Here is a 24,246-nt window from a genome sequence, read left to right as displayed (position 1 = left end):
CCCTGTCGGTTGCAAACCAATAAAATCTATCGGGCCCATAAGCCGCAAGACCCTTGCCGTGGCCCCCTCCGCACCGTTATACGCGGCCCGCAAAACGGAGACTCCCTATGGAGATACGCGAAGGACTGACCTTCGACGATGTTTTGCTCGAACCCGGCCCGTCCGAGTTCATGCCGGCGATGGTCGATGTCTCGACCCAGCTGACACGCGACATCAAACTCAACATCCCGCTGCTGTCGTCCGCCATGGACACGGTGACGGAAAGCCGCCTGGCCATCGCCATGGCCCAGTCCGGCGGCCTGGGCGTGCTGCACCGCAACATGACGATCGAGGAGCAGGCCGATCAGGTCCGCGCCGTGAAGCGTTATGAAAGCGGCATGGTGGTCAATCCGGTCACCGTCGGCCCACAGACGACCCTGGGCGAAGTGCGTGAGATCGTGGCGCGCAAGAAGATCACCGGCTTCCCGGTGGTCGATCCGGCCACGGGCAAGCTGGTCGGCATGCTGACCCACCGCGACATGCGGTTCGAAAGCGACCTGAACCTGACCGCCGCCTCGCTGATGACCACGGGCGACCTGATCACGGTGCGCGAGGGCGCCGGCAAGGAAGAGGCGCGCCAACTGCTGAAGACCCGCAAGATCGAACGGGTCATCGTGGTGGACGAGGATTATCGGGCCGTCGGCCTGATCACCATGAAGGACATCGAGAAGGCCCAGGCCTTCCCCCACGCGGCCAAGGACGAGCAGGGTCGTCTGCTGGTCGGCGCGGCCTCGACCGTCGGCGACGCCGGTTACGAGCGGGCCATGGCCCTGGCCGACGCGGGCGTGGACGTGGTGGTGATCGACACCGCGCACGGTCACTCGGCCTCGGTCGCGGCGGTGGTCGAGCGGATCAAGCGCGAGTCGAACCGGCTGCAGGTCATCGCCGGCAACGTCGCCACCTATGACGCGACGCGGGCCCTGATCGACGCGGGCGCAGATGCGGTCAAGGTCGGCATCGGCCCGGGCTCCATCTGCACCACCCGGATCGTCGCCGGCGTGGGCGTGCCGCAACTGACGGCCGTGATGGACTCAGCGCGGGCCGCCAGGGGCACGGGCGCCTCGGTCATCGCCGACGGCGGGATCAAATATTCGGGCGACCTGGCCAAGGCCATCGCAGCCGGCGCGAACGTGGCCATGATGGGCTCGATGTTCGCGGGCACCGACGAAAGCCCCGGCGAGGTCTTCCTGTACCAGGGTCGGTCCTACAAGTCGTACCGCGGCATGGGTTCGGTCGGCGCCATGGCGCGCGGCTCGGCGGATCGCTACTTCCAGAAGGAAGTCTCGTCCGAGAAGCTGGTGCCCGAGGGCATTGAGGGTCAGACGCCGTACAAGGGGCCGATCTCGCCGGTCCTACACCAGCTGGTCGGGGGGCTGCGCGCTTCGATGGGCTATGTGGGGGCCGGCACCATCGCGGACTTCCAGGAACGCGCCCGCTTCGTGCGCATCACCGGCGCGGGCCTGCGGGAGAGCCACGTCCACGATGTGATGATCACGCGCGAGGCGCCGAACTACAGACAGGGATAAGGCCATGACGACCGAACTGACCTATCTGGCCCTGACCTTGATCCTGGCCCTGGTGCAGATCTTCCTGCCGGCCGGGGCGCGGACGGTCGAATTCGGTTCGAAGTGGAATGCGGGTCCGCGCGACGAAACGCCGGCGGCGAAGAAGCCGCTGACCGGCCGTCTCGAGCGCGCCCAGGCCAATCTGTATGAAACCCTGCCGTTGTTCATCGGCGCGGTGCTGATCGCCCATGTGATCGGGGCGTCCGGCGCCCTGACCGTGTGGGGCGCGGCCCTCTATTTCTGGGCGCGCTTCGTCTATGTGCCGCTCTACGCCCTCGGTATTCCCTATATCCGGTCGCTGGTCTGGCTGGTCTCGCTCGCGGGACTGGTCATGGTCCTGGCCTCCCTGTTTCTTTGATCTCTGAAAGTCCGCATTGACCCCAGCCGCCCGTCTCGCCGCCGCCGCCGCCGTCCTGGACTCGATCGCCCAGGGCAACCAACCGGCGGAAACCGTCCTGAAAGCCTGGGGGACCGCCAACCGCTATGCCGGGTCCAAGGATCGGCGGGCCATCGCCGATCATGTCTACAAGGTGCTGCGCGCGCGCGGCCGACTGTCGTGGATCATGGGCGGGCGCGAAGACGGTCGGGCCCTGGTGATCGGATCGCTGCACGCCATTGACGGGCTGTCGGTGGACGAGATCGAGGCGCTGCACTCGGGCGAAGGCTACGGTCCGCGTCCGCTGTCGAAGCAGGAACGCAGCCGCATCACCGCCGCGCCGGGTGAACTGCCCGGCTGGGTCGCGGCCGGGCTGCCCGAGTTCGTGGTCGAGGATTTCAAGGCCACTTTCGGCGACCGTTGGGCCGAAGAGGCCCACGCCCTGATGGCGCCGCGCGCGCCCATCGACCTGCGGGTCAATGGCGCGACCGCCAAGGTGGAGGCTGTCGAGGCCGAGCTGCGGGCCGCCGGTCTGGAGGTCTCGCGCACCCCCTGGTCCGAATGGGGCCTGCGCGTGCCGTCGGAGCCGCCGCCCAATATCCAGGCCCTGGACGGGTTCAAGGCCGGCAAGTTCGAGATCCAGGACGAAGGCAGCCAGGTCGTCTGCTGGCTGGCGGGCGCCGAACCGGGCACGACCGTTGTGGATTACTGCGCCGGCGGCGGCGGCAAGACCCTGGGTCTGGCCCAGGCCATGACGGGGCAGGGTAAGCTGATCGCTTCGGATGTCGTCAACAAGCGGCTCGAGAACATCCGGCCCCGCCTGCAACGCGCAGGCGTCGAGGCCGAGCTGGTGTTGATCGGTCAGAACGGCGGCGGACTGGAAGCCGTCAACGGCCAGGCCGATCTGGTCTTCGTCGACGCCCCCTGCTCGGGTTCGGGCACCTGGCGGCGTCGGCCGGAGGACGCCTGGCGGCTGACGACCGAAGAGGTCGAGAAGCTGCACGCCCTTCAGGTGCGCATCCTGAGCCAGGCGACCAAGCTGGTGAAGCCGGGCGGGCGTCTGGTCTATGTCACCTGTTCGATGCTGGCGCGCGAGAACGAGGCCAGCGCTGACGCCTTCGAGGCCGCCAACCCCGACTTCCGCCCGGTCGCCGTCGCTGATGTCCTGTCGGCCCCGCAACTGACCGAGGCGGCCCGCGCCAAGTTCGCCGAACTGGCGTCGGGCGCGCGTCTGCGTCTGTCGCCGGCGACCGCGGACACCGACGGCTTCTTCGCCGCCGTCTATCAGCGCGCCGCCTGATGGGGGCTGGGCTGGCGCGGCACGGCGAGGTTTCGGTCCTCCACGTCATGGCTGCGCCCGCCGAGTACGGCGACCATCTGCGCGCCCGCATCCAGCCCCTGATGACCGGCGTCGGCCCGGTCGAGGCCGCCGTCGTCCTGACCGCCGCCCTGGCCCGGCTGGAGGCGGCGGGCGATCTGCCGGACCTGATCGTGTCGCTGGGGTCGTGCGGCTCGCGGGTGCTGAACCACGCCTGCGTCTATCAGGCCGCGTCGGTCGCCTATCGCGACATGGACGCCAGCGCCCTGGGTTTGGCCAAGGGCATGACGCCGCTGCTGGACCAGCCTGCGGTCCTGCCTCTGCCTTGCCCCATCCCTGGCGTGCCGACCGCGACCCTGTCGACCGGCGCCAATGTCGTCTCCGGCGCCGCCTATGACGCCATAGACGCCGAGATGGTGGATATGGAGACCTGGGCCCTGGTCCGGTCGGCCCAGACCTTCGGTGTGCCCCTGGTCGCTCTGCGCGGCGTGTCGGACGGCCGCGCCGAACTGAAGGCGCTCGAGGACTGGACCTCGACCCTGCATCACGTGGACGAGAACCTGGCGGCCGCCCTGGACCGTTTGATCGCCGTGCTGGAGGCCGACGGCCTCGCCGCCCTTGAAATCCCGGCCGCACAAGGCCAAGACCCCGCGCAACTCTCCCCGGATTCGATCACGCCATGACCACCCCGCACGACCACCAAAAGGTCCTCATCGTCGACTTCGGCAGCCAGGTGACGCAGTTGATCGCGCGCCGCCTGCGCGAGGCCAGCGTCTATTGCGAGATCCATCCGTTCCAGAAGGCCGAGGCCGCTCTGGCGGGGATGAACCCGGCGGCCATCATCCTGTCGGGCGGTCCCGAGAGCGTGCACGAAGAGGGCAGCCCCCGCGCGCCTCAGGCCGTGTTCGAGGCCGGGGTGCCGGTGCTGGGCATCTGCTACGGCGAGATGACCATGTGCGAACAGCTGGGCGGCAAGGTCGAGGGCGGCCACACCCGCGAGTTCGGGCGCGCCGAGATCACCGTCGAAAAGGCCTCGCCCCTGCTGGCTGACCTGGCCCCGGTCGGCGAAGAGGAGACCGTGTGGATGAGTCATGGCGACAAGATCGTCGCCATCCCCGAGGGCTTCGACGTCGTCGCCTCTTCGGCCGGTTCGCCCTATGCGGTGATCGCCGACGAGACCCGCCGCTTCTACGGCGTGCAGTTCCACCCCGAGGTGATGCACACACCGCGCGGCCACCAGATGCTGAAGAACTTCACCCACGGCATCACCGGGCTGAAGGGCGACTGGACCATGGCCGCCTATCGCGACGAGAAGATCGCCCAGATCCGCGAACAGGTCGGCGACGCCAAGGTCATCTGCGGCCTGTCCGGCGGCGTCGACAGCTCGGTCGCGGCCGTGCTGATCCACGAGGCCATCGGCGACCAGCTGACCTGCGTCTTCGTGGACACCGGCCTGCTGCGCAAGGACGAGGCGACCCAGGTCACCACCCTGTTCCGCGAGCACTACAATATCCCGCTTGTGCATGTTGATGCGTCGAAGGAATTCCTGGGCGAGCTGGCGGGCCAGTCGGATCCGGAGACCAAGCGCAAGATCATCGGCCGCGTCTTCATCGAGGTGTTCGACCGCGAAGCCAACAAGATCGAGGGCGCGGAATTCCTGGCCCAGGGCACCCTCTATCCCGACGTGATCGAGAGCGTGTCATCGTCCAGCGGCAAGGCCCACGTCATCAAGAGCCACCACAATGTCGGCGGCCTGCCCGACTATATGAAGCTCAAACTCGTCGAGCCCCTGCGCGAACTGTTCAAGGACGAGGTCCGCGCCCTGGGCCGCGAACTGGGGCTTACGGACGCGTTCGTGGGCCGCCACCCCTTCCCCGGACCGGGCCTGGCCATCCGCATCCCCGGCGAAATCACGCCCGAGGCCGTCGAGACCCTGCAACAGGCCGACGCCATCTATCTGGACGAGATCCGCAAGGCCGGCCTGTACGACCATATCTGGCAGGCTTTCGCCGTCCTGCTGCCGGTCAAGACCGTCGGCGTCATGGGCGACGCCCGCACCTACGAAAAAGTCCTGGCCCTCCGCGCCGTCTCCTCCACCGACGGCATGACCGCCGACTTCTACCAATTCCCCTGGGACGTCCTGGCCAAGACCGCCACGCGGATCATCAACGAGGTGCGGGGCGTGAACCGCGTCGTCTACGACGTGACGTCGAAGCCGCCGGGGACCATCGAGTGGGAATAGTCCCGACCCTTCGGTAGCATTCGGTATCGCTTCCGAAGCGGCCTCTAAAGGCCTGACAACATTGTGAATTCTGTCGAGACCCTTCGGAGCCATTCGGAGGGTCTTTTTTCGTTTTGTCGGACTGCCCGACGGTACGCCGCTGCATTGATCTGGCGGACTCTGGCTCATACCGTCCTGACATCGGGCCACGCCCTGACGGTATTTATTTCCAGCAAGTCGTTGAGATAAATGAGAAAAAGCCGCCTTGGCGAGACCGGATTCGAGGACCGACGGAGAGAGGCGATTATACCGTGCTTACCGACACTGCACTGAAGAATTTGCGTCCGAAAGCAAGGGCTTACAAGAGTACCGACAGGGACGGTATGTACGTCTATGTCTCGACCGGCGGCGCGATCTCATTCCGCTACGACTATCGGTTCAACGGTCGTCGAGAGACCTTGACGCTCGGTCGTTACGGTCGGGCCGGGCTGACGCTGGCGCAAGCTCGCGAACGGCTTATAGAGGTGAAGAAGGCGATCGCGGACGGGGTATCGCCCGCCGTTGAAAAGCAGCGCGCCAAACGTCGCCTGAAGGAAGCTCACGATTTCGCACAGGTCGCCCAGGGCTGGATGGACCGTGCGCCGATGGCGGACAGCACCCGAGACATGCGCCGGGCGATTTTCAATCGGGACATCCTGCCGAAGTGGAAGAACCGCCTGCTGAGCGAGATCACGCCCGACGACCTCCGAGCCCACTGCAAGGCGATTGTGGATCGCGGGGCGCCCGCCACGGCGATCCATGTCCGGGATATCGTCAAACAGATTTACGGCTGGGCGATCCTCCACGGCGAGAAGATCGACAACCCTGCGGATGACGTGGGTCCGGCTTCGATCGCCACCTTCCGGCCGCGCGATCGGTCACTCACCCCAGCCGAAATCCGGATCATGCTGATGCTCCTGGGTGAGGTGGCGACCCTGCCGACCATCAGGCTCGGCTTGAAGTTCATCCTCCTCAGCATGGTTCGGAAGAGCGAACTTCAGGACGGGGTTTGGACCGAGGTGGATTTCGAGAATGCGGTCTGGTCGATACCGGCAGCACGCATGAAGCGCTCACGCCCCCACAACGTCTATCTCTCCACCCAAATGCTCGACATCCTGGTCGCCCTGAAGACCTGCGCCGGGAACTCGAAATACATCCTGCCGTCGCGCTATGACGCCGATGCGCCGATGTCGCGGGCGACCTTCAACCGCGTCACCAGTGCAATCGCTGAAAGGGCCGGAAAGGGTGACCTGCCGCTCGAGCCCTTCACCGTCCACGACCTGCGCCGGACCGCCTCGACCCTGCTGCACGAGATGGGCTTCAACTCGGACTGGATTGAGAAAGGGCTTGCTCACGAAGAGCGATCTTCGCGAGGCGTCTACAACAAGGCGGAGTTCGAGACCCAGCGCCGCCACATGGCGCAGGAATGGTCGAACGCCGTGGATGCCTGGGAAGTCGGCCGCGCCTACACCCCGGTACTGACCGTGTCAGAGGTCAGCTCACCGCGTTTCGATCCGAGGTTCTGAACGGCCTCGCCGCAGGCCCGCTCACCAAAACCTGCCTCCCTGAGCGCAGGCGACGAGGGGCTTGTTTTGCTCCAATAGACGCCTTCGACGGTGCATCTTACGGGCCCTATGAGGCCGCCAACCGGGTCGTGGTGAGCTCCTCTGCAGAAAAATCCCGGCAGAGCCACTCCGTGCCTTTGTCGTCGGTGTGCGGGACCAACAGGTCGTCCAGAAGGCAGATTCTATACTCGAAGCGTCCGTAGGCCAGCCTGTTCCAGAATAGCAGCGCGACTGGGATGCCTGAGGCGTTCTGCGTCGCCTTAAGGTCGTTCCGGTCAACTGAAGTAATGCCGAACAGGTGGCCCTCGCTCCCCTGCTGCCGCGGCCGGTAAGTCTTCACATCGATGAGGATGCTGCCCCCGCCATAGAAGACGAGGTAGTCTGGGCGATGGGCCGTCAGGGACTTCAGGAAGGTGCTGTGGTGATCGGGGCGTTGGCCGAGGTCGATCCATCCGACACCAGCCTGATCGAAGACGCAGCTCGCGGCGAACTCACCGGCCAATCCGGCAATCTCGATGTCCTCATGATCCATCGCCACGCGGATCAGGATTTCGTCGCGACGGGTAAGGGAAGCGGAAGTTTTCTTCATGTCCGCAGGGATACTCCGTCGGCGGTCGCAGACGCGATATCTATCGTCCGGCGTGACCCTGGCCGAAGATCGCGCGTCGCGGATTTCGGAACACGGGAGGCGCCATCAATTCCGCCGGGCAGGAACCGGGCAGAGGGTCGACGTCGAGCCGTCAGATCAAGAAGCGACGCTTCTTGGCGGTGACAGCCTGCAACCCTATGTTTCCTACTCACAGCCGGTCACGCGACCCGCGAGACGACCTGGGGCCCATGACCAAGAAGAATCTTAAAAAGGCCGCAGACTGGAAGGCGGTCAAAAAGCTCGCGAAAGGCCTTGCCGCTCGACGCCCGGGCGACACCTTCCTGGCGATTGTCCTCGACGGGGCGATCCGGGTCGGGCGCGACGCCAAGAACCCCATTCGCGGCAACCTGTTGGGTGCCGCGTGCCGGGAAGCTTTGACCCACCTGCTTCACGTCATGGCCCCGGATCGCGAAGTCCGCGCGTGTCAGTGGTTCGTTCAGGCCGAGGACACCGAGACGGTGACGCGCGCTCAGCGCGCCGACTATATCGCGCGCGGCGGCCTGTCGTCGACGTACGTCGAGAAAACCCTCGGCCTGTCTCGGAAAGAGTATGTCCGGCCGCTCAACCGGGCGATTGCGCTCCTCAACAAGCTGACCCACGTCAAACCCGATACGGTCGTCGACAAACACAAACCTGTCGTCGCGCTGGCCCAAGACATCTTCGAGGCCATGGGCACCCTTCTCGATGCGGCCGATGACTGCCGAAAGGCGGTGGCCGAGGCGCTGCGCGAGGCCATCGACGAACAGGTTATGGACCGGATGATCAGCGAGACGATCGCCGAACTGGACGAGCTCTCCACCCATACGTTCATCGACGAAATCCAGGTCGAGGACATCTCGGTCGTCGAGATCGGTCCTGAACAGATCCACCTGGAGGTCGAGGGCGTGGTCTATGTGACCCTACAGTACGGGTCCGGTTCCGACGTCCGCCGGGGTGACGGTGCGACGATGGATGACAGCTATCCCTTCGAGGCGACGGTCATCGTGTCGTCGATCGACCCCGAAAAGTTTGAAGAGGTGCGTGAACCCAGGGTCGATAACCGAAGCTTCTATGAGTGAGGGGCGCCGATCAGGCGGCGCCGGCGCTCACCTCCCGCTTGGCCCTTTATCGGTGAGACTCGAGAGTGAATGCCAGTGTCGGTATCCTGCCGGCGCTGATGCGCGCGGGGTGTTCGAACGCCGTTGACGTCTAGGAGGCAGGTCGGCCCTTACGCCAGTGCTCAAGGTGTTGAAGCCGTCGCCCCCCCGCTTCGATCCTCGCGTCTGACTGGACGCGAGCGCCGTAACCGCACGTCAGGCCCGGCGGCGCGCGGGATGGGGCGGTCGCGGCGGAGCTTCAGCCAAGCTTCGATCTCGGCAAGGTCCCAAACGACGCAGCGAGGTGTCAGTAGGAACCGCCGGGGGAACTGCCCCTTCTGCTCCATCTCCCAAATGGTGCTGTCGGCCAGCGGCACCATTTGACGAAGCTCAGGCTTCTTGATGGTTCGCTTGAGCGGCGGTGAGGCGGCTTGTGCCATCGGGCTCTCCGTTGAATACGACTCAATGGAATCCGAAAGGCGACGACGGGGATACCCGCACGCCTCCTTGGGTGAAATCGCCACCGTGTCGTTGCGGATTGCCGACCCTCAGCGGGGCTGGAAAGCTCGGCCCCGGTTGCCAATCATCACCCAGCCGGCGTTGGTCGGGCGGTAACCGCCTTTTGCGACGGCCTCGGCAAGTCCGAGCACCGTCAGTTCGCGTCCGCGGTTCTCGTTGCCCGCGCGCGCCGGATCCACGAGGTCCAGCAAGGCTTCGATGCGTTCAGCGTCAGTCATGGGTTCTCTATGAACGGATCGGCAGCGAGTTCAAGGAAAGAGGTGTGTTCGTCGAAGTCAGCCGGTCGGCATGTCGGCGCGGCACGAAGGATCGAGAGCTCCAACGTACGTAGGCGCGCAAAATATGCATGGAATTTAAATCAAAATCTTTGCATAAGGGTCGGGCGCGCCCTACGTTGGTGGCGAAGGATTTTCCCAATGTCGGCGCTCAACGATGTGAAGAAGCGACTGCGGCCTGGTCAGGTCTATCGTCGTCAGGATTTCGAGAAGTGGTCAAATGCCGTGGATCGGCATCTGCGCCAGCTCGTGGAGGAAGGGCGACTGGAGAAGGTCTCCGGCGGCCTCTATCTGGCGCCGCGCCAGACGCGCTACGGCAAGGCTCCCGCCCGCCCGGAGAAGCTGGTGGAGAGCTTCCTCAAGGACGACCGCTTCCTGCTGGTCTCGCCGAATGCCTACAACGGCCTGGGGGTGGGGACGACCCAGCTGTACAACGAGCCGGTGGTCTACAATCTCAAACGCCATGGCCGGTTTGACCTCGGCGGGCGCGTCTACGACTTCCGCAAGAAGCCCTCGGTCCCGGCCAAGCTGACCGAGGAGGTCCTTCTCGTCGATCTGTTGCAGAACCTGGACCGGCTCGCCGAGACCCGCGCCGAGGTCCTGCCGCGCGCCCTGGATCGCGCCCGGCGCATGAACCCCGCGCGCCTGTTCAAGGCGGCGCGAGACTTCGGGTCCGTGCGCGCCGAACGGCTTCTCAGCCAGGCGCTGGAGGCCGCGTGAGGTCGTGACCTTCTTCCTGCACGACACCCCGGACTTCCGGGACCTGATCGAGGTCCTCGCCGGCCAGATGGGCATCGACCCGAGCCTGGCGGAGAAGGACTACTGGATCATGCATGCCCTCTGGGGGCTGCAGGTCGGCGGCTTCGTCTTCGAACTCAAGGGCGGCACCTCCCTGTCGAAGGGCTACCAGCTGATCCATCGGTTCTCGGAAGACATCGATATCCTCATCCATCCGGACGGCGATCTGCCCGTCGGGCGGAACCATACCAAGGCGGCGCATGCCGCGGCGCGGCAGGCCTTTTTCGACGGTCTGACCGAACGGATCGTCATCCCCGGCTTCCAGGCCGTCGAACGCGACGCCGCCTTCGACGACCCCACTGGCCAGATGCGCGGCGCCGGCATTCGGCTGCGCTATCCAGAACTCAATCCGCTTCCGGATGGCGTGAAGACCGGAGTCCTTCTGGAGGCCGGCTTTGACCAGGTGTCGCCCAACCGGCCCATCACCATCTCCTCCTGGGCCTATGAGTTCGCCATTCAGCAGGGTGGTGAGGAGCTTACGGACAACCGCGCCATCGATGTCGCCTGCTACGAACCGGGCTACACCTTCGTGGAGAAGCTGCAGACCATCTCGACCAAGTTCCGCCAACAGCAGGCAAGCGGCGAGATGCCGACCAACTTCATGCGTCACTACTACGACGTCTACAGTCTCCTCGGGGACGACGACGTCCAAGCCTTCATCGGCTCGGACGCCTATGTCGCGCACAAGACGGCCCGCTTTCGCGGCGCCGACGAGCCGGACATCCGGCGCAACGAGGCCTTCTGGCTGAAGGATCCCGACACCCGCAGACTCTATGATCGTGCCTACGGCGCCACCCGCGCGCTCTACTATCGCGACCAGCCGTCTCTTGAGGCCATCCTGGCGCGGATCGCCGAGGTGGCGGACCGGCTGTAGGCGGCAGAAGGGAGGCGCGGATACGGATTGGCGTCCGCCCAGTCTGACAGGCGCTGGGCTCCGCTACATTCTCCTCTTCAAGTTGCGTTGAACGCGGCTGGCTCTACCTCAATCCGACTCGGCGAAGCGCTCTCCGTCAGTCAGATCGCAGCTGTGGCGCGGTGGGGACAGCGGAATGGACGCTCGATTTTCAAAAGGCATCGTCGATACCGTGGCTCGCCGCGCGGCCAACATGTGTTCGAACCCGGACTGCGGAGCCATCACCAGCGGCCCGGCGCAAGAAGAAACACGAGCGGTCAATGTTGGGGGCCGCCCACATCTTCGGCGCTCAAGCCGGCGCGGCGCGGTTTGACCCGGCGATGGCAGACGCGGGCCGGGCGGACATCACCAATGCGATCTGGCTTTGCCGCAACTGCCACAAGCGGGTTGATGCCGACCCACAGCAGTATCCCGCTGGCCTGCTGTTCGAGTGGAGGCGTGAACATGAGACTCGTACGGGGCAGGCCTTGGGAAAGAGCGGCTCCCTAGCGCGCGAACGGTTCCGCGCCCGTGAGCCGGAGCCCTTCGCCAAGGCGAGCTACCTCGCCCAGCAGATCATTCTCGATCGTCCGGACCACTGGGAATACAAGCTTACGGTCGAGCTTCTTAGAACCGCCGCGGAGCCGATTCTAACCCGCTGGCGGCATCTTGAGCGAGGACTTTACACGCGCCCCTCGGAGCAATTGAGCCTGGACGAGTTTATGCCTTGGCACTCCGCGCATTTCGGTGAAATGAGCCGGTTCTCCGGAGCCTTGGATGGACTCATCAATCAGGTGTTCGCAGAGGCCTGGGGTGCGGATGGCGTGCCGGGGTCGGCAGTCGACATTGAAAGGGCTTGCGATCTGTTCGCCGATCTCTGTGAACAGCTTGTCCTTTGGGAGGAGAAGGTTCGATTTTCCGTGGTGCCCGATGAGTTCGAAGACGTCAGGGCGCTGATGGTCGGCGTCGGCGGTCGGCTTCTGGATCAGTTGGCGCGCGTACCGCCGAAGATGGCCGATCTTTTCTCAGGTGAGCCAAAGACGGGTGTCCATCGCTTGAGCCTGGAGCTGGACCTGCCCGACGGGTGGGTCCAACGGCACAACGCTGCGCTCTAGCGAGCGGAACGCGTGCTCAGAAAGCGATGGTGATCCGATGCAGATGACTGACGACGAAATCCGGGTCGCCGCAGCGGAGAAGCTGCTCGAAGAGCGTAATTTCGGGGCCACGATCACCGAGACGACGCCGCTGGCGATGACGCCCTATGTTATGGAATTCGCCGGCTCCCTGGGCGGCGGTTCGCCGGCGATCCTTCCGGTTTCGGAGGATCCGCTGGGGCGCTATGGCTGGTGCAACGACGGGGTCCGTCTGAAAGTCGCCGCCGAAGGCGGCGAGCCGGTTTACGGCTGGGTGATATGGGAATGGGCGCCGGCCCTGCTCACGGCCGAATTCCACTGCGTTTGGCGAAGTCCGGAAGGGGCGTTGATCGATATTACCCCGAAGCCGCGCCGGGAGGAGACCATCGTTTTCGTCGACGACGCCGCCTATCCGGCCGACTTCGATTTCGACCAACGGCCGCGCAACCGCCGCATGAACATCTACGGCCCCGCGATCCGCGCGGCGCGCCTGGAAGGACTGTTGGGCCGAATGACGCCGTCTCAACGCCAGTATGAGACCGGACGAGCGGCGAAGGCGGGTTTGTCGCTGGACCAGTGGCTCGCGCGCAAAACCTCGGCCGACGCCGTCTCCGATGCGATCGACGGGCTCATCGCCGCCTGCGATGAGTTCGAGGTCTACTATGACTCGTTGGGCATGAGCGGGTTCGTCCGCGTCGATCAGACCTTCGCCGCACTGGGACGGAAACGTCTGGCGGCTCAGGCGCGATGCAAGGTGCTCCTGAGAGGGCTGAAGAACCCCGCCGCCGGACACGCCGCGGACGTGGGAGCGGCATAGCTGCGGGAGCACGAGGGCCATGGCCAAGACGCCGACCCGCCGTCAGCACTACGTCTGGCGCTTTCACCTGGCCGCCTGGGCGGTGGAGGGGAAGATCGCCGTGCTGCGAAAGGACGGGAAGGGGTTCGTCACCAATCCGGCGAATGTCGCGGCGGAGCGCGACTTCTACAGGCTGCCCCGGCTCACCGACGGCGACGTCGAGTTCATCCACGCCTTCATTGATCACCTTCCTCAGGGCGAGGAATTGAAGTCGTCGGCGCGAGGCTGGCTGCTCAATGTTTCGATGGCAGACTGGGCCCGCCGCGAACTTGACAGTCACGCGGATGCGCACGAGGCCCGCCGCGCGCTCGAAGAGTTCGAGATCGAAGCGGACGAAAACCTGATGGGGGCCTTCGAGCTCGAAGGGCAGCCTTTGGTGCAACGGCTGCGGGAGGAGGATTCGTCTTTCCGGCGGGCCGACGAGGACGCCACCATGAGGTTTAGCCATTTCATCGCAGTTCAGATGTTGCGGACCAAGGGGACCGCCGATCGCATCGGGGATGGTGTCTTGCCCTCCGGCCATGAGGGCCGGCTCGAGCGCACCTGGCCGATCTTCCGGCATATTCTGGCCAGCAACGTCGGCTTCTCGATCTTCACCCAACGACGGGAGTTCACGCTCAGAACCGTCCGCGCCTCCGGCGGGCTCCGTTTCATCACGAGCGACCAACCGGTCGTAAACCTGGTCGCGCCCATCGGCGACAACGACCTGGCGCTCTACCTTCCCGTCACGCCCACGGTCGCTGTCCTGCTGGAGCATGCCGACGCCCGTAGCCACGTGGCCGTCGACGCCTTGTCGGACGACCACGTCGATCAGCTGAACCGGCGTCTGTTCGCGGAAGCCCACGAGCAGGTCGTGGGCGACGATTTGACCTATCTCCGGTCGCTGTCTGCTGAGATAGTCGGCCCGGCCGCGCGTTCGCCGGCGTCCGCCCGTCAGGACAGGGACGGCCAGTGACAAGGCCTCAAAGACCGTCATTCGGCGTGATAGGTTGAGCCATGATTGAACGGCCGCTCGAACACATCTCCTCCGCGGATCTGGCCACCCTCGTCACGCAACGTCGTGCCGAAGGCAGGCGCCTCGACTTCAAGCTGAAGTTTCCCGACGCCGGCGACAAGGCGGTCAGGGAACTGCTGGCGGACGTCAGCTCCTTCGCCAATACCGACGGCGGGGACATTCTTCTGGGTGTCGGCGAAGATGGGAATGGCGTGGCGGACGATATCGCGGGCGTCCCGACAGAGAGCCTCGACGCCGATATCCTTCGGATCGAAGGACAGATCCGGGACTGTCTGGACCCCCGCCTTCCGTCGTTTCATGTCCAGCCGGTGCCGCTCGAGAACGGAAGGGTCGTCGTCATTCTGCGGGTCGGAGCCAGCCTGCTCGCGCCCCATCGGGTCACCCACAAGGGCTCCAGCCGCTTCTTCGCCCGCAACAGCAGAGGGAAGTTTGAGATGGACACCAGCGAATTGCGCCTGGCCTTCGCGGCGACCGATGAAATGCCCCGCAAACTTCGGGACCTGCACGGTCGGGCGATCACGGCCACGGAGGGTCTCGATATGCCCTGCCGCCTGGCCGCAGACCCGGCGGTTGTTCTGACGATCGCGCCGCTGTCGATCCTGCGTGAGGCGCGCGATATCGCGATCACGCGGGAGACCGCCGTGCTGCCGCCTCGGCGGTCGGGCTATGAGTTCGTCGTCGGGCTGGAGGGCGTGATCGTGCACTCGCCCATCGACGAAGACACGAACGCCGTCCGGACCTGGGCGGTCAATCATCGGCGCGGCTATATCGACTTCGCCTGGAGTATCGGTCGGCGGACAGAGGCCGATTCTCTCATCTGGCGGCAGTATTTCGAGGAACTGCCCGGGCTGGCTCGCGCCTCGGTCGCGCGGTTGCGCACCTTCGGCATGGAAGGCCCATGGGTGGCGATGGCGACCATCAAGGGAGCCGTCGGGTTTCGGATGGTCCTCGGGGATTCCTACCCGACCAAAAGAGCCTGGCAGGATCCCGCCTCTCTCGGCGAAGTCATTGATGACGCCCTCGGGCCTGAAAGCCTGGCCCCCTTCGTCGACCGCTTTTGGCGGCTCTTCGGCATGGAGAGACCTCCCGCCTGATCGGTGTCGTCTCCACCGGAATCCCGTCGACCGGAAGCCGACGAAACCAGGGGCTATTCGAACCGGTCGGGCGGCTCTCGATCCCATTCGGACCGCTGGCTGATCCGGCTGTCGAGATAGGCCAGCATCTCCTCCGCCCACGCGCGCACCCGCGCATCGGGATGGTTCTGAAGCGCCTCGACCAGAGGACGACGGCTCACGAAACGGGCGTCCCGCCTGCCGCTCCAGCTGCCCGACTCGAAGCGATTGCCCAGGATGTCGAGGATGTCGGTGTTGCCGATCTCGATCAGCATCCGCGCCAGCGGCGTCCACTCGAACCGCCCCTCGGCCCCGTGCTCGAAATAGGATCCGAGATCGGCGAGGATCGCGCCCCGGGCGACCGGGTCTTCGGCCAGCCAGGGTCTGATGACGTCATCAGGGATGGCGTTGAAGAGGCTGCGCGCCGGCTGGTCGTCGTCGTCATGCTGATCGACCAGCGACCGCAGGGCGTAGCGGCGGTCATCGATCAACGCCGGCAGGAAGGCGTCGAGCGCCATGCGCGGATGCAGTCTGAACAAGGCCTTGGTCAGCTTGCGAGGCAGACCCCGGATGCGCCCGCGGCGATCCTCGCCGAGAGCGATGATCCGATCGAGCAAACTGGCGGCGGCGGCCTCTCCCTCCGGTCCCGACAGCGACCGTTCCGCGACCTTGGCCGCACGGCGATCCCAAAGGCCGTTCGGGTCGTCGCGCCGAGACAGCTCGAGTTTCGCCAACAGCCGGCGGGCGGCCTCGCGCAGGGGCGGTTCCCAGTCGCCGTCGCGGTCGCGGTAACCAAGCAGGGTCAACGCTTGCTCCGGTTCGTCAGCGGCCACGAGCGCGTCAATCAACTCCGCCTGCCGCGCGTCCTTTAAAGTCTCATCGAACCGTATGATGAACACGCTTCGGCGCTCTTCGGGGGTGGTCTTCGGATCCCGCAGTAGGGTCAGGATCCGCGCCAAACCGCGATCATTCGTGTCGCCGTCGGTCACGCACAACACGATCGCGAACGGTCGCAGCACGTCATCCGCCATGGCGGCGTCGAGCAGGGCGTCCGCCAGCTCGGGGGCCTGCGAACGAACCACGCCGAGATAGCCGGCGAACACCGACCAGTTCGGTTTGTCGGGACGAATCTCCGCCAGCAGGCGGCGGAGCCGGTCCCAGCCCGGTTGGAAGGTCGGCGCGAGAGATTGGGCGAGCCCTTGCCCGAGGTAACGCGCCTCGTAGGACGGATCGGCCAGCACGCGGCGGGCGATGTCGTCGTCGATGCCGACGCCGGCGCCTGCCGCCAAGGCGCGTCGGTGAGCTTCCGGCCAGTCATCGCGCGATTGATCGGCATGCTGCGGGTTGCGCCAGTCGTGCCAGTCCAGGCGTAGCCAAACCTCGACCTCATCGGCCAGAGACACGGGCCGCATCTCGCGCTCCAAGGCGATCACGGGGCGAGACCGCTTCTTCTTGCGCAAACGCCAGAGGGCGTCGCAGGCCGCGAACCAGCCTTTCGGCCAGAAGGTCCCGCCGGCGGCCACGCGCATCGTCTCCACCGCGGCCGGAACGACGACCGGATAGCCGGCGAGGGACGGATAGTGGGCCGCGGCGAGCTTGCGGCCCTTTTCAAGCGTGTCCGGGTCGGCCAACAGACGCCGCACCCGGACGAGGGCCTCGGCGAACCAGTCCCGCAGCTCCGCCCGGTCCTTGGGCCACCAGCCGGAATTGCGCCGTTCCGCACCGTATTCGATCTGGGGATCGGCGCCAGCGAACCGGGTTTCGAGCGCGGCGCCCAGAGCCGTCAGGCCGAGCGACCGGCGGTGCGGATCGTCCGATGACAGCCACCGGTCGATGGCGGCGAACCGCTGCGCCGGCGTCGCGTGAGTCCCGGACCGCTGGATGTGGAACATCGGGAGAATCTTGTCCCGGATGCTCTCGAAGCTGCGCTCGTCGGGGCCCTCGCGCAGGGCCAGCCGCGCCAACAGCTCGACCGCCTGATCGAAATGTTCGGCGTCGTAGGCGACCTCGACCAGCAGGCGACGCAATTCCCCGCGAAGGGGATGCCAAGACTCCAGCCGCCGGCCGTCGGCGACTAGGCGATCTGCGACGTCGAGCGCCAGGATCGGCGCCAGCGGAGCCAGATAGCGGACGGCGCGCATGTCGTGGCCGTTGTCATCGACCGGAGAAGAGAAGCGGCCACCGGGCCCCAGCAGCACCTGGGCGATCTCCGTAGCCGCCTTGACCCCCTGAAGCAGGCCAAGGCGCCGCGCGAAGGAGAGCTGCAGCCGCGGCGAGAAGATGCCGAACGCCGTCATCAGATGGTTTCGCGGCAACTTGGCCAAGGCCTCGGCGGCGAGCCAGGCGGCGATAGCCGGCGGCAAAACGGCCCTTTGGTCGCCGCGCTTCTGCGCCAGGCCGCGCTCAAGAAGGTCGGCGATCTTCTCGTGGAAGACCAGATCGCTGACGCCGGCCAACGCCGTCAGGGCGACGCCTTCGGCCACCTCCGCGCCCTCGATCGAGAAGGCGTAGACAAGCGCCGCCGCGCGGGCGACGCGCCGCAACTCCACGTCCGGATCGCGACGATCCTTCAGAAACAAACGGTCGAGCAGTTCCTCGTTCTTCAGGCCGACGATACCCTTGGCGCCGCGCGGCGCCAGGGCGATGGCCAGGGCGATGCGCGTGTTGCCGCCCGCGAACTCGATGATCCGGATCCGTTCCGCGTGGGCCAGCGTCGGCGCGCGTTGTAGCAGCAATGCGTCGATCAGATCCTCGCCGGCGTTCTGAAGCCGGAACACCTCGGTGTGATCCGGCTGATCGTCGCCGACGTCGTAGTCGATGGTCAGCAGCCGGACCCGGCTGCCGGGCTGTCGGACGATCTCCACCAGTTCGCGATGGCGGGCCGCCAGACAGTTGTCGACGATGAGCACGGCCTCGACCTGATCATCGACCAGCGATCGCGCGAGCTGGGCGGGCGAGACGGACTTGTCGAAGCCGGCGTCGCCGTAGATGGCCAGGGCCGGGTCCAGTGCGCCGTCGCCGACCCGGCGATCGAACAGGGCCTGGGCGAACCGGGTCTTGCCCATCCCCGACAGGCCGGTCAGCCGCACCGCGGACGCCGGCCCGGCCAAGGCTTCGCGCACCAAGCCCATCCCGACCAGCGCGCCGTGCAAATGGTCTTCGTCGAGGGTGGGGCGGCAAAGCCGCGCCGCCTGATCCACGAGATAGGCCTGATCCTCGGGTTCGTTTCGGGCCGACCACGGCCCCCAAGGCTCCCAGCCGTCGAGCGGACGCTTGACCTCCGATCGCAGCCACGCGGCCACGCCGGGGTGACGGACGCACCAGGTCGCGAGGTCCCGACTGTCGAGAAAGGCGACCTGATCCCTGTGCGCCGCGGGTACCTGACCGACCATCGCCGCGATCAACTCCTGCCGTCGCTTGTCGGTGAGATCCTCGCGGCCCGAGGCGATGATGTAGGTTCCTCCAGCCTTGAGCAGACCGGTGATGGACGGCCGCAGCACGCCTTTGGGGCTCATCTCCGTGCGGATTTCGGGTGGCGGCATCAGCTGCGCCTTCACCTGGATGCCAGCGGGCAACCCTTGAAGTTCGCCGGCCGGGCGCAGACTGCCGGCGACGCGAATGTCGATCCCGCCGTCCTTGGCGGCCGAATGCCCGCCCTGGGTGACCGCCGTAGCCGCGATCTCGAGGGACTGGGCTTCACGACGACATAGCCGCAGCGCCAGCTCGACGAGTTGTCCGTCGTCGAGCCGTTTCACGTCTTCGGCGGTGGGATGGAGAATCCACATGGCGTCATCCTAGGCCGCAAGCTGCGCCGGGCGACTGCCGAACCGCCGTTATCCTCTGTTTTCTTCAGCAGGCCGACGATCGCACAGCGCTAAGGGCTCCGCCCTCGCGCGGGCCAGGGTCAAGCGGCTCCGCCGCCGGACCGGCCGGTCTCCCCGACCTTCCGCGCCGGTAAAGGGCGTCACGATCATCATCAGGGTCAGGCTTGTGCAGGTCGGGCGATCCCCCTCCGGCCGGTCCGCCCTGGCCCTTGCTACCCCGGTCTCGCCGACGGGCAGGGTTGCAGGCGCGCAGTTCGCGTGCCTGCAACCCACGCCCAAAGGAGGCAGACATGACTGCTCAATCCATCGAAACCGTCGCGACCGAGGCGACCACCCCCGCGCATGGCGCGGAGATCACCGTGCCGCTCAACCGGCTCAAGGCTTCGCCGAAGAATGCGAGGAAGACGCCCCACGCGGCGGCGACCATTGAGGCCTTCGCCGCCTCCATCAAGGCCAAGGGGGTGTTGCAACCGCCCGTGGTCGAGATCGAGCGGAACGGGGAGGGCGCCCCGACCGGAAACTATCTCGTCACCATCGGCGAAGGGCGGCGTCAGGGTCTGAGGCTGCTGGCCAAGCGCAAGACGATCAAGCGGACCCATCCGGTGCGGGTTGTCGTGGACGCAGAGAATGACGCCCACGAGATCAGTCTCGACGAGAACATGACCCGCGAGGCTATGCATCCCGCCGACCAGTTCGAGGCCTTCCGCCCAGGCTCTTGCCCGTCACCAGCCAGCTCAGCGAGACCCAGGGATTGTAGGAGGCCACGCGGGTGGCGTCGGTGCCCGCGCCCACGGGGATTCCGGCCGCCAGCATCTTCGAGATCGGCGGGCTGTCGGCCAGGGCCTCGGCGCCATAGCGTTCGGCGAAGTCCTCGGCCTGGTACATCATGCGGTGCTGCACGGCGATGCCGCCGCCCAGGGCCGCGATCCGGTCGATATTGCGTTCGCTGATCGTCTCGGCGTGGTCGAAGAACCAGTGCAGGCCGTCGAACGGCATGTCCTGGTTGACCTTTTCATAGACGTCCAGCGCCCGGTCGATGGTCTCATTGTAGGTGGCGTGCAGTCGCCAGGGCCAGCGCTGCTCGACCAGCTGGCGGATCACCGGCTCCAGGTCGGTCTCCATATTGGCCGGCATGTCGGGACGCGGCTGGCGGAAGTCCTCGAAGTCGGCGGCGGAATAGACCAGCATCTCCCCCGCGCCATTGTGGCGGTAATAGTCGTCGCCCTGGCCGGGCCGCACCTGTTTACCCCAGGTCTTGAAGTCGTTCAGCTCTTCCTTGGGCTTCTGGGTGAACAGGTTGTAGGCCAGACGCACGGTCAGCTGGCCGTCTTCGTGCAGCTTCTCGATGATCTCATAGTCGTCGGGATAGTTCTGGAAGCCGCCGCCGGCGTCGATCACGCTGGTCACGCCCAACCGGTTCAACTCGCGCATGAAGTGGCGGGTGGAGTTGAGCTGGTACTCCTCCGGCAGCTTCGGACCCTTGGCCAGGGTCGAATACAGGATCATCGCATTGGGCTGGGCGATCAGCATGCCGGTGGGCTCGCCCGAGGCGTCGCGCTGGATCTCGCCGCCGGGGGGATTGGGCGTGTCCTTGGTATAGCCGACGGCGCGCAGGGCGGCGCGGTTCAAGAGGGCGCGGTCATACAGGTGCAGGATGAAGACCGGGGTTTCCGGCGCGGCGGCGTTGATCTCGTCCAGGGTCGGCAGGCGTTTTTCGGCGAACTGGTGACGGGTGAAGCCGCCGACGACGCGCACCCATTGCGGCGGCGGGGTGTCAGCCGCCTGGGTCTTCAGCATGGCCATGGCGTCGGCCAGGCTGGGCACGCCGTCCCAGCGCAATTCCATATTGTAGTTCAGCCCGCCCCGGATGACGTGGGTGTGGCTGTCGATCAGGCCGGGCACCACGCGACGGCCGCCCAAGTCGATGATCTTGGTCTGCGGGCCGGCGGTGGGGATGATCTCGCGCGCCGAACCGACGGCGGTGAAGACCCCGTCCTTGACCGCTGCGGCGTCGGCGTTGGGATTGGCGCGGTCCAGGGTGGTGAAACGGCCCCCATGCAGGATCAGGTCGGGGGCGCCAGTTGGGGCGTCGGTCATCGAGGAACTCCGGGCGAATGCGGCGGGGGCCATGCCGGCCAGGCCGAGGGCGGTGAGGGTGGTGCGACGGGTCTGGCTCATCGCGCGGCGTCGGGGGATTGGGCTTGGGCTTGGGCGGCGGCGACGGCCGGCGGGGGCGGGGTCAGCCTGTGCCGGACGTACTGTGTCGCCTGTTCGCCCAGCAGCATGCCCAGAAGGCCGAGCAGGGCCACATAGGGCGGGGCCGGAGAACGGACGTTCAGCAGGCCGTAAACCACCCCGACCAGAAGGCCGACGGCCAGGGCGATGAGGAAGGGTTTCATTGCGGGTCTTCCCGGCGGTCGATGGAGACGGGGTCGCTGGCGGGGAAGCTGTCGTCCAAAGCCTCGTCGAGTTCCTCGTCGAGGTCCGGATCAGGCGCCGCCGGGACGTCCGTTTGCTCAGGGTCGATGCGGTCGGTCATGGCGGCGCCTTTCAGATCAGGGGGTTAGAGTGGGAGATCAGCCTTCGCGGGCATGGGCGCCCAGCATGGCGCGGGCGTATTGAAGCCCGACGCCGTAGGCGCCGCCGAACTTCACCGCAGCGGCGGTGGTGGATTCGTAGGTCTCGCCGCGCGCCCAGTCGCGTTGCAGTTCGAGCAGATATTGGATCGAGGTCATCGGCCGGGCGCCGGCCTGTATCATGCGCTGGACGGCGCGTTCGTGGGCCTCGGTCGAGACGTCGCCCGAGGCGTCGGTGATGACGAAGACCTCGAACCCCTGGTCGATGGCCGACAGGACCGGACCGACGATGCAGACCGAGGTCCACAGGCCGGCGATGACGACCCGCGACTTGCCGGCGCGGTTGACGGCGTCGGTCACCTGAGAGTCTTCCCAAGCGTTCATCGTGGTGCGGTCATAGACCGGGGCGTCGGGGAAGACGTCCTTGATCTCGCTGAAGATTGGACCCGAGAAGGTCTTTTCCGCCACGGTGGTCAGGATGGTGGGCACCTTGAAATCGCGCGCCACTGTCGAGATCAGGGCGGTGTTGGTGCGCAGGGTTCCGATGTCGATCGACGCGGTGGCGAAGGCCATCTGCGACTGATGATCGACCAGGATCAGGCTGTGGTCGACGGGGGTCAATAGGCCCTTGCCGGCGGTCGGAGTAGCGGTGACGGTCATGGTCTAGTCCTCGGGTTGGCCGCAGCGCGGCGTGTCGGTGAAGGCAATGTGCCCACGCCCTCGACGGTTAGAAATGGAAACTAACAAAACTCACTGTTTCGAATTCTGAACGATCTGGGTTCGGATCCGAGCGGCGAAGGGGCGGGGGTCTCGAGGGTCGCGATCACCGAACGTCCATCCAGACGACACCGGATCGCGGCGACCGACAGCCAGTCGGAGGCCGTCGTGCGGATGGTCTGCGGTTCGGCTTGTTCGGCTCGGTGCGGCATGGCGATCTCCAGGGTCGACGCCAGGGTCGTCGCATCGCCGGCTCGGGTCTTGGACCGAAGCGCTGAAAGCTGCGGGTTCGGGTCTGTCGTCGGATCGTCCAAGCGCAGCGCTATGGTCCAAGACCGTCGCGGACCGGCGGGCCAGTCTGTCAGCGTCGATTACGGGCGCGGCCGCACCGCGTCACCCAACTGGAACAGTGCAATGCCAACCTTCGTATCCGACCTCCCCCAGGCGTCTCGTCGCGGCCTTCTGGCCGGCGGCGCGGCGCTCGGACTTTCTTCCCTCATCCCTTCCATCGCGTCGGCGCGGGCCACGACCGCCTCGGCCTCCATCTCCGGAGACGACACCATGTCTTACGTCACCACCTCGGACGGCGTTCAAATCTACTACAAGGACTGGGGCCCCAAGGACGCCCAGCCCATCGTCTTCCACCACGGCTGGCCGCTGAGCTCGGACGACTGGGATTCCCAGATGATGTATTTCGTCCTGAAGGGCTTCCGCGTCGTCGCCCATGACCGTCGCGGTCACGGCCGCTCCAGCCAGGTGTCCGAAGGTCATGACATGGACCACTACGCCGCCGACGCAGCGGCGGTCGCCAACCATCTCGATCTGCGCAACGCCGTTCACATCGGTCACTCGACCGGCGGCGGCGAAGTCGTCCGCTACGTCGTCAAACACGGCGCCGGCCGCGTGGCCAAGGCCGTTCTGGTCAGTTCGGTCCCGCCGCTGATGCTGAAGACCGCCGCCAACCCCGAGGGCACGCCGATCGAAGTGTTCGACGGTTTCCGCGCCAGCCTGGCCGCCAACCGCGCCGAATTTTACAAGGCCGTCGCCTCGGGCCCGTTCTACGGCTTCAACCGTCCGGGCGCGACCCAGATGCCGGCGGTGGTCGACAACTGGTGGCGTCAGGGCATGACCGGCGGCGCCAAGGCCCACTACGACGGCATCAAGGCCTTCTCGGAAACCGACTTCACCGAAGAACTGAAGGTCATGAACGTCCCGACCTTCGTGATCCAGGGCGATGACGACCAGATCGTTCCGTACAAGGACGCTTCGGTGAAGACCGCCGCTCTGCTGCCGAACGGCACGCTGAAGATCTATCCGGGCTTCCCGCACGGCATGCTGACGACACACGGCGACGTCATCAACCCGGACCTGCTCGCCTTCATCCAGTCCTGATCGACCGGACATGAAGAGGCCGCCCCGCAGATATGCGGGGCGGCCTTTTTCGGTTGTGAAAGGAGGGTGTTGTCCACCACGTCGCTTCTTCGCCAGGCTCAGCTACGGCGCGCTAAGGCAGCCATAGCCGCTTGAGCTCCTCCAGCTACCCGATAGGGTATTTCCCATGCCTCCGCATGAGGTTGAGATATCGGGGCGTGGTGCAATAGTCGCCGCCTTGGGGCGAGATTGCGTATTCGGTGCAATGGACGCCAAATGATCGAGTTGAACTGAGAACCCCGCGTGCGCA

23 protein-coding genes and 1 pseudogene are annotated in these 24,246 nt (G+C 65.9%); 15 read left to right on the top strand and 9 right to left on the bottom strand.

The genetic code is table 11. The features are described from left to right. The first annotated feature begins 107 nt into the window (after positions 1 to 107). The 6 genes from guaB to GGR11_RS05975 all read left to right on the top strand — a co-directional run bounded on the left by guaB (position 108) and on the right by GGR11_RS05975 (position 7,084). Entirely contained in the window at positions 108 to 1,565 is a 1,458-nt protein-coding gene (guaB, locus tag GGR11_RS06000) for an IMP dehydrogenase (RefSeq protein WP_183195826.1), read from the top strand. A 4-nt stretch (positions 1,566 to 1,569) separates the two neighbouring features. After that, the gene (locus tag GGR11_RS05995; protein ID WP_183195825.1) at positions 1,570 to 1,962 is read left to right on the top strand and encodes an MAPEG family protein; all 393 of its coding nucleotides are present in this window, start codon (positions 1,570 to 1,572) and stop codon (positions 1,960 to 1,962) included. 16 nt (positions 1,963 to 1,978) lie between these two features. Beyond that, entirely contained in the window at positions 1,979 to 3,280 is a 1,302-nt protein-coding gene (locus GGR11_RS05990; protein WP_183195824.1) for an RsmB/NOP family class I SAM-dependent RNA methyltransferase, read from the top strand. Further along, on the top strand, positions 3,280 to 3,981 hold the full coding sequence (locus tag GGR11_RS05985; RefSeq protein ID WP_183195823.1) for a 5'-methylthioadenosine/S-adenosylhomocysteine nucleosidase: 702 nt from the start codon (positions 3,280 to 3,282) through the stop codon (positions 3,979 to 3,981). Before GGR11_RS05990 ends, GGR11_RS05985 begins: the two co-directional genes overlap by 1 nt. Then, the gene (guaA, locus tag GGR11_RS05980; protein WP_183195822.1) at positions 3,978 to 5,540 is read left to right on the top strand and encodes a glutamine-hydrolyzing GMP synthase; all 1,563 of its coding nucleotides are present in this window, start codon (positions 3,978 to 3,980) and stop codon (positions 5,538 to 5,540) included. The genes GGR11_RS05985 and guaA overlap by 4 nt, the downstream gene beginning before the upstream one ends. 290 nt (positions 5,541 to 5,830) lie before the next feature. After that, positions 5,831 to 7,084, top strand: a complete 1,254-nt coding sequence (locus GGR11_RS05975) for a tyrosine-type recombinase/integrase (RefSeq protein ID WP_183195821.1) — start codon at positions 5,831 to 5,833, stop codon at positions 7,082 to 7,084. Between the two features lie 106 nt (positions 7,085 to 7,190). On the opposite strand, the gene GGR11_RS05970 is transcribed toward GGR11_RS05975, so the two are convergent. Then, the gene (locus tag GGR11_RS05970; protein ID WP_183195820.1) at positions 7,191 to 7,712 is read right to left on the bottom strand and encodes a hypothetical protein; all 522 of its coding nucleotides are present in this window, start codon (positions 7,710 to 7,712) and stop codon (positions 7,191 to 7,193) included. A 248-nt stretch (positions 7,713 to 7,960) separates the two neighbouring features. On the opposite strand from GGR11_RS05970, the gene GGR11_RS05965 reads away from it, so the two are divergent. Continuing rightward, on the top strand, positions 7,961 to 8,830 hold the full coding sequence (locus GGR11_RS05965; RefSeq protein WP_183195819.1) for a pPIWI-associating nuclease domain-containing protein: 870 nt from the start codon (positions 7,961 to 7,963) through the stop codon (positions 8,828 to 8,830). Between the two features lie 161 nt (positions 8,831 to 8,991). On the opposite strand, the gene GGR11_RS05960 is transcribed toward GGR11_RS05965, so the two are convergent. Both GGR11_RS05960 and GGR11_RS05955 read right to left on the bottom strand, forming a co-directional pair. Further along, positions 8,992 to 9,288 (bottom strand): helix-turn-helix transcriptional regulator, encoded by a 297-nt coding sequence (locus GGR11_RS05960; RefSeq protein WP_183195818.1) that lies wholly within the window; start codon positions 9,286 to 9,288, stop codon positions 8,992 to 8,994. Between the two features lie 108 nt (positions 9,289 to 9,396). Beyond that, entirely contained in the window at positions 9,397 to 9,585 is a 189-nt protein-coding gene (locus tag GGR11_RS05955) for a hypothetical protein (protein WP_183195817.1), read from the bottom strand. A 198-nt stretch (positions 9,586 to 9,783) separates the two neighbouring features. Between GGR11_RS05955 and GGR11_RS05950 the strand changes: the two genes are divergently transcribed. The 6 genes from GGR11_RS05950 (at position 9,784) to GGR11_RS05925 (ending at position 15,430) form a co-directional block, all read left to right on the top strand. Further along, positions 9,784 to 10,362, top strand: coding sequence for a hypothetical protein (locus GGR11_RS05950; RefSeq protein ID WP_183195816.1), 579 nt, complete (start codon positions 9,784 to 9,786; stop codon positions 10,360 to 10,362). Positions 10,363 to 10,366: 4 nt separating this feature from the next. Then, positions 10,367 to 11,314 carry a nucleotidyl transferase AbiEii/AbiGii toxin family protein gene (locus GGR11_RS05945; protein ID WP_343051091.1) on the top strand — a complete coding sequence of 316 codons (948 nt, stop codon included), beginning with the start codon at positions 10,367 to 10,369 and terminating at the stop codon, positions 11,312 to 11,314. A 299-nt stretch (positions 11,315 to 11,613) separates the two neighbouring features. Next, complete coding sequence (locus GGR11_RS05940) at positions 11,614 to 12,447, top strand: HNH endonuclease (protein WP_183195815.1); 834 nt, start codon at positions 11,614 to 11,616, stop codon at positions 12,445 to 12,447. Between the two features lie 43 nt (positions 12,448 to 12,490). After that, positions 12,491 to 13,282 carry a hypothetical protein gene (locus GGR11_RS05935; RefSeq protein ID WP_183195814.1) on the top strand — a complete coding sequence of 264 codons (792 nt, stop codon included), beginning with the start codon at positions 12,491 to 12,493 and terminating at the stop codon, positions 13,280 to 13,282. A gap of 19 nt (positions 13,283 to 13,301) precedes the next feature. Beyond that, on the top strand, positions 13,302 to 14,276 hold the full coding sequence (locus tag GGR11_RS05930; protein WP_183195813.1) for a DUF4238 domain-containing protein: 975 nt from the start codon (positions 13,302 to 13,304) through the stop codon (positions 14,274 to 14,276). A gap of 41 nt (positions 14,277 to 14,317) precedes the next feature. After that, entirely contained in the window at positions 14,318 to 15,430 is a 1,113-nt protein-coding gene (locus tag GGR11_RS05925) for an AlbA family DNA-binding domain-containing protein (RefSeq protein WP_183195812.1), read from the top strand. A 53-nt stretch (positions 15,431 to 15,483) separates the two neighbouring features. Here the strand turns inward: GGR11_RS05925 and GGR11_RS05920 are convergent, their stop codons facing one another. After that, a complete protein-coding gene (locus GGR11_RS05920) occupies positions 15,484 to 19,233 on the bottom strand; it encodes a hypothetical protein (protein WP_183195811.1) in 3,750 nt (1,249 codons plus the stop codon). Positions 19,234 to 19,562: 329 nt separating this feature from the next. On the opposite strand from GGR11_RS05920, the pseudogene GGR11_RS05915 reads away from it, so the two are divergent. After that, positions 19,563 to 19,979: pseudogene (locus GGR11_RS05915) on the top strand (ParB/Srx family N-terminal domain-containing protein); the annotation flags it as partial. Here GGR11_RS05915 and GGR11_RS05910 read toward each other — a convergent pair. From GGR11_RS05910 to GGR11_RS05890, 5 genes are all read right to left on the bottom strand, one after another. Further along, complete coding sequence (locus GGR11_RS05910; RefSeq protein ID WP_246331708.1) at positions 19,945 to 21,369, bottom strand: amidohydrolase; 1,425 nt, start codon at positions 21,367 to 21,369, stop codon at positions 19,945 to 19,947. The pseudogene GGR11_RS05915 and the gene GGR11_RS05910 overlap by 35 nt on opposite strands. 77 nt (positions 21,370 to 21,446) lie before the next feature. Further along, positions 21,447 to 21,671 (bottom strand): DUF1427 family protein, encoded by a 225-nt coding sequence (locus GGR11_RS05905; RefSeq protein ID WP_183195810.1) that lies wholly within the window; start codon positions 21,669 to 21,671, stop codon positions 21,447 to 21,449. Next, positions 21,668 to 21,811: a hypothetical protein gene (locus GGR11_RS05900; RefSeq protein WP_183195809.1), complete on the bottom strand. Its 144-nt coding sequence runs from the start codon at positions 21,809 to 21,811 to the stop codon at positions 21,668 to 21,670. The genes GGR11_RS05905 and GGR11_RS05900 overlap by 4 nt, the downstream gene beginning before the upstream one ends. Before the next feature lie 37 nt (positions 21,812 to 21,848). Next, a complete protein-coding gene (locus tag GGR11_RS05895; protein ID WP_183195808.1) occupies positions 21,849 to 22,508 on the bottom strand; it encodes a hydrolase in 660 nt (219 codons plus the stop codon). An 80-nt stretch (positions 22,509 to 22,588) separates the two neighbouring features. Continuing rightward, complete coding sequence (locus tag GGR11_RS05890) at positions 22,589 to 22,879, bottom strand: hypothetical protein (RefSeq protein WP_183195807.1); 291 nt, start codon at positions 22,877 to 22,879, stop codon at positions 22,589 to 22,591. Between the two features lie 100 nt (positions 22,880 to 22,979). Between GGR11_RS05890 and GGR11_RS05885 the strand changes: the two genes are divergently transcribed. Further along, on the top strand, positions 22,980 to 23,957 hold the full coding sequence (locus tag GGR11_RS05885; RefSeq protein WP_183195806.1) for an alpha/beta fold hydrolase: 978 nt from the start codon (positions 22,980 to 22,982) through the stop codon (positions 23,955 to 23,957). Positions 23,958 to 24,246 lie beyond the last annotated feature (289 nt).

The sequence above is a fragment of the Brevundimonas mediterranea genome (assembly GCF_014196125.1).
Lineage (GTDB): Bacteria > Pseudomonadota > Alphaproteobacteria > Caulobacterales > Caulobacteraceae > Brevundimonas > Brevundimonas mediterranea.
The sequence above is the reverse complement of the archived record's forward strand: the minus strand, read 5'-3'. Positions and strand labels throughout refer to the sequence as shown.